Consider the following 662-nt stretch of genomic DNA (forward strand, 5'->3'; position numbering starts at 1 on the left):
GCCACCGGTGGCGAGACCGGCCGCACAGACGGCGGCGTGCTGCTCGGCGATGCCGACGTCCCAGACGCGGTCGGGGAACCGCTCGGCGAACTTCGTGAGTCCCACCGGGTGCAGCATGGCGGCGGTGAGGGCGACGACGTCCGGTCGCTCGGCGCCGATCTCGGCGATCTCGTCCCCGAAGACAGCGGTCCAGGAGGGGCCGTTGGCGGGGGTGAGCGGTGCCGCGGTGAGCGGGTCCATCGCTCCGACGGCGTGGAAGCGGTCGGCCTCGTCGGCGAGCGCCGGCTCGTAGCCGCGGCCCTTCTCGGTGAGGCAGTGCACCAGGACCGGCCCGTGGAAGCGTTTCGCACGGCGCAGCGCGGACTCGACGGCCGCGATGTCATGGCCGTCGATCGGGCCGACGTACTTCAGCCCGAGGTCCTCGAACATGCCCTGTGGGGCGATGAAGTCCTTGAAGCCCTTCTTGGCGCCGTGCAGCGACCCGTACAGCGGCTGTCCGATGACGGGGGTGTGCTGGAGGACGTCCTTGCCCCAGGCCAGGAAACGTTCGTAGCCGTCGGTGGTGCGCAGGGTGGCGAGGTGGTTGGCGAGGCCGCCGATGGTGGGGGCGTAGGAGCGCTCGTTGTCGTTGACGACCACGATCAGTGGGCGGTCCTTGGCGG

At 71.0% G+C, this 662-nt stretch carries 1 protein-coding gene; it reads right to left on the reverse strand.

From position 1 onward, the window contains the following. Nucleotides 1–662, reverse strand: a 662-nt coding sequence (locus tag ACY34K_RS33855; RefSeq protein WP_462754107.1) for a 1-deoxy-D-xylulose-5-phosphate synthase N-terminal domain-containing protein, incomplete at both ends; no start/stop codon positions are given.

It is taken from the genome of Streptomyces sp. STAM6, assembly GCF_054963715.1.